9 protein-coding genes are annotated in these 7,682 nt (G+C 53.0%); 1 reads left to right on the top strand and 8 read right to left on the bottom strand.

Features of this window, described 5'->3' with window-relative positions; all coding sequences use genetic code 11:
* Positions 1-212: 212 nt before the first annotated feature.
* The gene (locus ACWVCN_RS07995; RefSeq protein ID WP_455245039.1) at positions 213-461 is read left to right on the top strand and encodes a hypothetical protein; all 249 of its coding nucleotides are present in this window, start codon (positions 213-215) and stop codon (positions 459-461) included.
* Between the two features lie 16 nt (positions 462-477).
* Here the strand turns inward: ACWVCN_RS07995 and phoU are convergent, their stop codons facing one another.
* From phoU to ACWVCN_RS07955, 8 genes are all read right to left on the bottom strand, one after another.
* The gene (gene phoU, locus ACWVCN_RS07990; RefSeq protein WP_455245038.1) at positions 478-1,158 is read right to left on the bottom strand and encodes a phosphate signaling complex protein PhoU; all 681 of its coding nucleotides are present in this window, start codon (positions 1,156-1,158) and stop codon (positions 478-480) included.
* 23 nt (positions 1,159-1,181) lie between these two features.
* The gene (pstB, locus tag ACWVCN_RS07985) at positions 1,182-1,970 is read right to left on the bottom strand and encodes a phosphate ABC transporter ATP-binding protein PstB (protein WP_455245037.1); all 789 of its coding nucleotides are present in this window, start codon (positions 1,968-1,970) and stop codon (positions 1,182-1,184) included.
* Positions 1,971-1,974: 4 nt separating this feature from the next.
* Positions 1,975-2,874: a phosphate ABC transporter permease PstA gene (pstA, locus tag ACWVCN_RS07980; RefSeq protein WP_455245036.1), complete on the bottom strand. Its 900-nt coding sequence runs from the start codon at positions 2,872-2,874 to the stop codon at positions 1,975-1,977.
* A gap of 10 nt (positions 2,875-2,884) precedes the next feature.
* Positions 2,885-3,829, bottom strand: coding sequence for a phosphate ABC transporter permease subunit PstC (gene pstC / locus ACWVCN_RS07975; RefSeq protein ID WP_455245035.1), 945 nt, complete (start codon positions 3,827-3,829; stop codon positions 2,885-2,887).
* A 10-nt stretch (positions 3,830-3,839) separates the two neighbouring features.
* Positions 3,840-4,865: a PstS family phosphate ABC transporter substrate-binding protein gene (locus ACWVCN_RS07970; RefSeq protein ID WP_455245034.1), complete on the bottom strand. Its 1,026-nt coding sequence runs from the start codon at positions 4,863-4,865 to the stop codon at positions 3,840-3,842.
* 319 nt (positions 4,866-5,184) lie between these two features.
* Positions 5,185-5,895: a hypothetical protein gene (locus tag ACWVCN_RS07965; protein WP_455245033.1), complete on the bottom strand. Its 711-nt coding sequence runs from the start codon at positions 5,893-5,895 to the stop codon at positions 5,185-5,187.
* 169 nt (positions 5,896-6,064) lie between these two features.
* Entirely contained in the window at positions 6,065-7,231 is a 1,167-nt protein-coding gene (locus tag ACWVCN_RS07960) for a PstS family phosphate ABC transporter substrate-binding protein (protein ID WP_455245032.1), read from the bottom strand.
* 83 nt (positions 7,232-7,314) lie between these two features.
* On the bottom strand, positions 7,315-7,682 hold a 368-nt coding region (locus ACWVCN_RS07955), incomplete at its 5' end, for a hypothetical protein (protein ID WP_455245031.1).

The following is a 7,682-nucleotide window of genomic DNA, read 5'->3' as shown; positions in this document are numbered from 1 at the left end:
CGAGTGACGTTTATCGTAGATACAGTATTAGTCGTCATGCTGACTGAAATCATATCGCGATGGTTCTCCGGGGGCGATTGGCAGCAGTTCGCCGTCCTGGGATGCATTTTACTCACGTTAGGCGCGATTCGCGTAATGGCGGTGCGCTTCAGCCCCACCCCTCACTCACCCACGCACCAGGGAAATCACATGGCCATCTCCGGGAGCAGCCTATGATAATCGAGGCGAGCATTCCTCAGTCCGTCACCGAATATAATTCTGTCGATGAACTTGACCAAGAAGTTCTGAGGATAATTAACGATGAAGATGCCGTCAGCCTTGACGTGCTGGTGACATTGATGCCGGGATATTCATGGAACCGGATATTTCATGCAATAGACCAATTGGCGCGCAGCGGGAAGATCGTATTGCGGCGCCATGGTTTCAACTACACTATCTTCTCCCACCGATACACTGCCTAACAGGAACAGGATTGCCTCAGGGGTTATTGGCCGGAAGTGTTTTTGGTACCGTGTGTCGGACGTTCTTCCCTTCCACCATGTAAATTACAAGTTCCGAAATATTGGTCGCATGGTCGGCGATGCGTTCGAGATATTTCCCGATAAAGGTAAGCCGGATTGCCCGCGTGATCGTACCCGGGTTTTCGATCATGAATGAAAGAAGTTCGCGAAACAGCTGATGGGTCAGATCATCGACGAAGTCATCGTCGGCGCAGACTTTTCTCGCCAATGCCGCATCAGACCGAACAAATGCATCAAGGGATTCGTGCACCATCTGCATCGTCCAACGCGCCATTCGTGGAATGTCGATATACGGCTTAAGTTGTGGTTCTTCGTTCAATTCAATCACGCGCTCACAGATGTTTTCAGCGAGATCGCTCATCCGTTCAAGCTCGGTTGAAATCTTCATCGCGGTGGTGACAAACCGAAGATCCCTCGCTGTCGGAGCTTGAAGCGCGAGCAGCTTGATGCATCGTTCATCGATATCAACGTCAAGACTGTTAACTGCTGTATCCCGTTCTATAATGCGCGATGCGAGGTCTATGTCGCGATCCACCAGAGCCTTGATCGATCCCTCAATCTGTTCTTCGACAAGCGCTCCCATGCGCAAGATTTGCGCTCGAAGGTCCGCCAGTTCTTGATCCACGTGTCGTTGCATCAGTTTCCTTGAACCTGCCGTCCTTATCCAAACCGGCCGGTGACGTACTCCTCAGTCAGTGTATTCGAGGGGTTGGTAAAAATGGTCTCAGTACGATCGTATTCGACCAAACGTCCTTCGTACATGAAAGCAGTATAGTCGGAAACCCGAGCAGCCTGCTGCATGTTGTGTGTTACGATAACAATAGTAACCCGCTGTTTGAGCTCGGTCACCAGTTCTTCGATCCTGGCCGTAGCTGTTGGATCGAGAGCTGAAGTCGGCTCGTCGAACAGCAGCATTTCCGGGTTGGTCGCGAGCGCCCGAGCAATGCAGAGACGTTGTTGTTGTCCGCCAGATAAGTTGAAGGCGAGATCGTGCAGGCGGTCCTTGACCTCAGTCCACAGGGCTGCATTCTGCAATGCCATTTCGACCGCGTTGTCCAATTCGCTCCTTTTCGAGGTTCCCCGGATGCGGAGTCCGTAGGCGACATTCTCATATATCGATTTGGGAAAGGGGTTTGGCTTTTGGAATACCATTCCGACACGCATTCGAATTTCAATGGGGTCGACAGCAGGATCGATGATATTCAACCGGTCAGGATAGAAGAACAGTGCTCCCTCATAGCGGTTTCCTGGATACAGATCATGCATGCGGTTCAGACAACGGAGATAGGTGGTTTTCCCGCAACCGGAGGGACCGATCAAAGCGGTTGCTTGTCGATCGGCTAGGCCAAGAGTGATGCCCTTCAGGGCATGCACACTTCCACCATAATAGAAGCTCAAATCTCGAGCCTCGGCTTTGAACGAAGGCCTGAGTTCCGCCTGTGGTGTCATGGGGTCACCAGTGCATGCGCTTTCGGAATCGGACACGAATGGCAATTGCAATAGCATTCATGGTTAACGTCAATAATAGTAAGAGCATACCTGCTGCTGCGGCATTCACATGAAATTCTTCTTGGGGCCGTGAAACCCAGTTGAACATTTGAATAGGCAGGACCGTGTATGGATCGAACAGCCAATGGAACGAAACGAATGGAAAGTCGAATGACAAGGGTGAGGATGGAAGAAAGGCGATAAATGACAACGCGCCCACCGTAATTAAAGGAGCCGTCTCACCAACCGCCCGCGATAAGGCAAGAATCAATCCGGTGAGAATGCCTCCCATTGAATAGGGAACGACATGGTCCTTTACTGTCTGCCATTTGGAGGCGCCGAGGGCATACGCGGCCTCACGTATTTGCGGTGGCACGGCGCGAATAGCCTCTCGGGTGGCAATGATGACCATTGGTAGAATCAACATGGCCAATGTCAACCCCGCCGTCAAAAAACTTTGCCCAAGGCGAAACTCATACACCAGTAACCCGAGAGCCATGAGACCATAGACGATCGAGGGAACGCCGGCCAGATTAGCGATATTGATTTCAATCAGGTCTGTCATCCAATTCTTCGGTGCATATTCTTCCAGGTAAATTGCCGCGCCAATGCCGAGTGGTACAGCCGTAAGAGCAGTAAGGAACATGACCAGAACTGTCCCAACCCATGCACTCAATACACCGGCTTGGTCTGGGAATCGTGAAGGATAAGACGTTAGAAATTGCCATGACAGCCGACTCATCCCATCGAACGCTAACTGGCCAAGTAGCGCCATCAGAACGGCGAGCGCCACGAGCATGGCGAGCAGGCCGGCCACTGCAAAGAGCAGATCCACCCGTTTATGTCGAGCGGTGATTCCTGGCAAGGAGGCTCCTTTAGTAGACTTGTCGATAACGTTTTCTGAGTACATGGCCGGCAATGTTAAAAATCAATGTCATGAGCAACAGGGTGAGACCAGTTGCAAAGATCGTCTGATAGCCGATGCTTCCGTGGGGTACATCACCAAGACTGACTTGCACAATATATGCGGTCATGGTCGCAGCCGGTTCAAGCGGGTTCCAGGTCAGAGTCGGTTGCATTCCGGCGGCGATTGCCACAACCATCGTTTCTCCGATCGCCCGGGAAACACCGAGCACGTATGCAGCGGCAATTCCTGACAACGCCGACGGATAGACCACACGCAGCGCGGTCTGCATTCTCGTGGCTCCCAATGCATATGCGCCTTCTCGAAGGGAGACCGGAACTGCGCGCATCGCGTCTTCGCTGACGGAGCTGACGTACGGCACAATCATGATGCCGATAACGAGTCCGGCGCTCAGCATATTAAAGCCCGGAAGCGCCGGCCATAGTCTTTGTAATGCCGGCGTCACAAACAGAAGGGCAAAATATCCATAGACGACGGTCGGGACGGCGCTTAGTAACTCCAATATCGGCTTGATTACCTCACGAATGGGCTGGGGTGCGTATTCGCTCAAATAGATAGCTACCAGGCTACCTATAGGAATCGCGACGAGCAACGCTACCATCGTTGTCACGAGTGTGCCTGACACCAAGGGCAGGATGCCGTAATGTGGATCCGAAAAAAGAGGTGTCCATTGCGGATCTGTCGCAAACTCTAGGATAGAGACCTGACGAAAGAAGGCGATGGATTCATAAGCAAGTACCCCGACAATTCCTACGGTGATGGCGACGGAAGTCAAAGCGGTCAATAGTAAAAAGACTTCAACCCCTTTCTCCCTGAGGCGCGCAATATACACAGGCATCATACGGAGTAGGCCAGACTGCTTGAAGACGTTGGTTTTTGCTGCGTCTGCATCCATAAATAACCCCTCACAATTTGGATTCTCGACGAAGCAGGTCTTCGATCTTCAGGCCGATGGAGGATGCACCTTGAAACGCCGTTCCCAGTTTTCCCGTGTGGAAATGCGACAGAGCGAGAGCATAAGCTTCTTTCGGAAGAGGCACATACTTCACCTGCGGAACCAGTAGCGGGGCCTGTCCTAAATAGAATTCAACGAACTGCTTAACTTCAGATTTTCCAGCTGATTTCGCGTTGACATAGATAAATATCGGCCTGGACAGCGGCTGGTAAGAGCCGTTCTCGACATTTTCCCGAGAGGGAGGAACTGGTCCCTTCCCGCCGTCCACCGGGACAGCCTTCAAGCGCTTCTTATTCGGCTCGAAGTAGGCATAGGGAATATAGCCAAGGGCGTGCTTATCGCTTGAAATGCCCTGTACCAATGTGTTGTCGTCCTCGCTTCCTGTATAGTCTCCCCGGCTTGCCTTGGTTGTTCCCACGACTGCCTCAGTAAAATAATCGAAGGTGCCGGAATCCGGTCCAGCTCCGAACAGCTTCAGGGGCATGTCCGGCCACGTCGAGCGTATTTGATTCCACTTCAAGACCCGGTTCTGAGCGTGCGGTTCCCATATCTGCTTTAATTCGTCCACGGTAATGGAATCGATCCAGGTGGCCTGCGGATTGACTGCGACGGTGAGCGCGTCAAATGCCACAGGCAACTCGTAATATTTCACGCCGTTTGTTCGACAGGCTTCCATTTCGCTCGACAAAATCGGCCGAGATGCGTCCTGGACATCCGTTTCCCCTCGACAAAACTTCTTGAAACCTCCTCCAGTACCCGAGATACCCACTGTGACTCTCACGGCTCCTCGAGTGTGCTTTTGGAATTCTTCAGCGACCGCTTCCGTGATGGGAAACACGGTGCTCGACCCGTCCACCTTCACCAGCGTTGTTGAACCCGAGAATGCCGGACCAATGATCCATACCAGCATACCGAGAACGAGCAAACCTGTGACCGCTCGGATCTTCGCTCCTGTGCCCTGAAGCACCGGTATCATATGCCTCCTTGCATTGTGATCATCATGCCCCAAGCAGATAACTTTGACCCGATTATACGTGTCGGCCCTTCATAATCCAGTTACGGGAGTGTTAACTCGGTGTTAAATCCGTAATCGTGGGTGCTAAGTGGTGATAGCGCAGCTCAAACCGGCGGTGGTGCTGGAGGATGAGTAATTTCTTGTCGACGCCAGGGCTCAGAATCTTCTGTTACGTGGCGCCTAGATAAACAATGTGAATGGAGGGGGGGGAAATTCTCTGCTGCCAGGGGTGAGTCGAAGTATTTGGAATTGGCAATTGAGGTGTGAAGCCAGGCTTTGGCTATGGAACAGGAGATGCAGAATTTTGGGTTTCTCTGTCGTGCGACCGGGACGTTGCCAGAACGGCATTGATGACGACGACTTTGCCGGGATCGGCGTAGGGCCAAGTCCAATTGCCTTTTGCTGGATGGACTTCGGCTTCTTCGGGTTGGAACATGATCTCGTACTTTCCACGGAGAAGGGATTGGAGGGGATCGTCGATTGGATCCATCTCGTAGGCGGGGATACCGCGACGCATGACGTCAGACGGCGATTGTCGATAGTTGGCGAGCACAAAATGGATATTGCCGTCATGGACGAAGAGGCCACCGGTTGTATAGGCGAGTCCAACGGCATCGCTCGTGTATCGCCTATAAAAAGTGACAATTTCCCGCGGTGTCGCCTTGCTGAGGGCTTGGCTCAACAAGGGCGCTAAGACACGAATTTCGTCGGCGCTAAATGCGGCCAGCGCTGGTGCTGAGCCCGACAGAAGTTCGTGCATAGCATACCGTTGTTCTACGACGAGGACGCCACCCAGGATACGGGCCATATCTCCGGGCGAGAGAGCCGAGGGGTGACTGTGACCTGTTCCTGCTTCACGGTCGGTTTGAAGACGAACTGAGGTCCGGTTGTCCTCATACAGAGATCGGACCTTGACGCTGCCGGCGCAGCCGATCAGCAAGAAACTGAGGAGGAGAGGTAGCGTCATGGGCAAGAGCTTATAGGGCTTCATGTAAACATTTCCTCGTCATGGCACTATGCGATTGAAGGTAGGTGCCACTATAGCAGGACCGCTGATCAGAGTAACCAATGCTCGACGTCACTTTTGAAGAACCTGACAGCATGCGCCAAAGATCACGTTGATCTCCTGCGCACGACCGCTCTAGGGGATCGATAGGCCGTTAGTCTTCTTTAGGAGTTTCGCCTTCGGACATGTCAGAGCCGCCATTTCCATTCATGGCAGCCAAACGCGGATCCTCATTGGGATCGGCCAGCGCTGTTGCCAGATCTCCCCTGAGGAATGCGGCATTACGAGCCAGTTGTTTGGCTGAGAGTGGATAGCTGCCGGCCTTGGTTACCACGGCTTGGCCCGAAGAACTATTGGCGAAGGTAAGAAGCTCCTTAATGATCGGGTCGAGACCGGCTTTCGGCGTCTTGTCGACATAGAGGTAGAGGTAACGCGTCAAGGGATAAGTTCCGTGCTGGACCATTTCAGTAGTTGGAGTCACGAACGGTGCACCGGCTTCCTCAGCGAGTCCTAGCAGACGAACCAGGTTCGTCTGAAAACCAGCGCCTGCATAACCAATGGCGTTGTGATCCCGGGCGATCGCCAGAATCTGCGTGGCGGATCCGGATTGTTCAAGTATGTCGCTGTCAGCGGCACGGCCCTGGAGTACGTGTTGCTCAAAGAATTCCCTAGTCCCTGATTTTTTATCTCGTCCGTACAGACGAATCTTCCGATGTTCCCATTCGCCTCTCAATCCGAGTTCCCCCCAGGTTCTGATCTTTGCTTTTCCCTTGGAGGATTCTTCGGCGAAAATCGCTGCGACCTGTTCAAGCGTCAACCCCTCGATGGGGTTCTCAGGGTTGACGTAGAGGACAACGGCGTCGATCGCAATAGGGAATCCGATCGGTTCATGGCCGTGCTGGGCTGTGAACGCTTTGACCTCGCCGGAATGCAGCGGCCTAGAGCTTGCGATGAGGCTGACGCGTCCTCCTCCTCCGTGGCCGGAACGTGCCTTGTCGGCACGGCGTTGTTGAGAGAGGCCCATGACAAATTCTCTAATCGCCGCCGAGGAACCGCCTCCTTCTATCGTGAAGCGTACGTCAGGATGCAACCTGCTGAACTCAGCGGCCAGCCGCATCATGAGAGGGCGCATTGTGTCGGACCCTGCAATGGTGACCTTTCCTGAAAGCCCGTTGGAAGCTTGGTAGTGCGTTGCATTGCCGGAAGCCATGCTCTCGGCGTGGCTTCTGATCGGTTGACTGATGGCCAAAACGGCTATCGCCAGGCACATGACAGCCACGATAAAGCCCATGCTCCTTGTTGAAGTGTGTGTTGCCTTCATAAGTCATTCTCCTCTTTCACGCATAAAAATATTGTCACGGTTTACAGTTACGTCTGTGATTGTGACGTCCAAACATCGGCAGCTTAGTTGAAGAACCATTGAGCCTGAAACCGGAGCAGATTCCCAGTAAATGCTGCTTGGGGATCCGCACTGGTGAGCGCGACGCCGGGGCTGGTCTGAAACGTGTTCAGCCCCTCCTTGTACATATATTCGATGACATAACGCCAATGGGTATCGGGTTCCCAGACGAGCCCGACGTTGATCGTGTTTGAGCGACCGTCTACGGCATTAATAGTCTTGAGGCCTCCATGATATTCGCCATATCGAAAATAGCCCGTCAACATGCCAACGTCAGAATAACGCCAGCTATAGTAGGGTTGTACGTAGAAGCCATAGAGATGGGTTTCCTCGACCACACCTTGAGCATTTCGTTTGGGGCCGCGTCCGACTG

It is taken from the genome of Petrachloros mirabilis, assembly GCF_975968855.1.
Note: the sequence above shows the minus strand (reverse complement) of the source record. Positions and strands in the feature narration are given on the sequence as shown.

Coding starts and splice junctions, on each gene's coding strand:
- ACWVCN_RS07960 (WP_455245032.1), bottom strand. CDS start 7,231: ATGAAGGCAACACACACTTCAACAAGGAGCATGGGCTTTATCGTGGCT.
- phoU (WP_455245038.1), bottom strand. CDS start 1,158: ATGCAACGACACGTGGATCAAGAACTGGCGGACCTTCGAGCGCAAATC.
- ACWVCN_RS07995 (WP_455245039.1), top strand. CDS start 213: ATGATAATCGAGGCGAGCATTCCTCAGTCCGTCACCGAATATAATTCT.
- pstC (WP_455245035.1), bottom strand. CDS start 3,829: ATGGATGCAGACGCAGCAAAAACCAACGTCTTCAAGCAGTCTGGCCTA.
- ACWVCN_RS07965 (WP_455245033.1), bottom strand. CDS start 5,895: ATGAAGCCCTATAAGCTCTTGCCCATGACGCTACCTCTCCTCCTCAGT.
- ACWVCN_RS07970 (WP_455245034.1), bottom strand. CDS start 4,865: ATGATACCGGTGCTTCAGGGCACAGGAGCGAAGATCCGAGCGGTCACA.
- pstB (WP_455245037.1), bottom strand. CDS start 1,970: ATGACACCACAGGCGGAACTCAGGCCTTCGTTCAAAGCCGAGGCTCGA.